Below are 750 nucleotides of genomic sequence, written 5' to 3' on the forward strand. Positions count from 1 at the left end.
GCATCTACCCAAAAGCGTTCTGGTATATATGGGGCATCAAGCATCATAGCTCGGGCCCGTTCAAAAAGGATCCGGATGCCACGTTCACTAACGGCATTTTGCCATGGTGAATATGGCGAGCTTGGTTGCCATTCTATGCCTTCCTGACGGTAGGTTTCCATCCATTCAGTGGAGCGGAATTCATTATCAGAGACTAGGTAGGCAGGAGCAGTGAAGCCATGGTTCTTCATATTTTGAAGCCAGTTCTTGAAGGCGGTAATGGCTGCACTTTTTGTCTCAAGGAAGAGGATCCATCGATAATGTGTGGCATCGTCGGTAATAAGTAAGACATATTTTGCCCCAATTCGGCCAGTGACAACATCATTAGGGTTGTCAAAATCAAGAGTTTGTCCACCGCCGGCGATATCTAGATGGACTCGGGCAAGGGGTTTGGTAACTCTGGACCTAGGGACCTTGCTATAATAGCGTGTCTGTCTAGCCTGTATACAGACTTCACAAAATGGGAGTTCTTTAGAGCCTTTGATTTCGATGCAAGACTCAGGATCTCGGGCGAGGCGGAGGAGATCGGCTTGATTGAGATGGCATAGGCGTCGGTGCCAGGCCATGATAGGTAGGGATATCTTAGTAGTTCGCGGCTTCCCTAGAACCAGGGTCTCTTTTGGAGTAGGAGCTTCAGCTGGTGTCTTAATTGTAGGAGCCTTTGCAGGTGGCTCTTCTGGGCAGTTAGCTTCTTTGCCAGACTGGGTGGTG

At 49.1% G+C, this 750-nt stretch carries 1 protein-coding gene; it reads right to left on the reverse strand.

Going from position 1 to position 750, the window contains the following annotated elements:
* A partial coding sequence (locus IE142_RS39755; RefSeq protein ID WP_191889431.1) for a DDE-type integrase/transposase/recombinase occupies positions 1–605 on the reverse strand: 605 nt, incomplete at its 3' end.
* Between the last annotated feature and the right edge of the window lie 145 nt (positions 606–750).

It is taken from the genome of Streptomyces mutabilis, assembly GCF_014649815.1.
In the GTDB taxonomy this organism is placed as follows: domain Bacteria; phylum Actinomycetota; class Actinomycetes; order Streptomycetales; family Streptomycetaceae; genus Streptomyces; species Streptomyces mutabilis.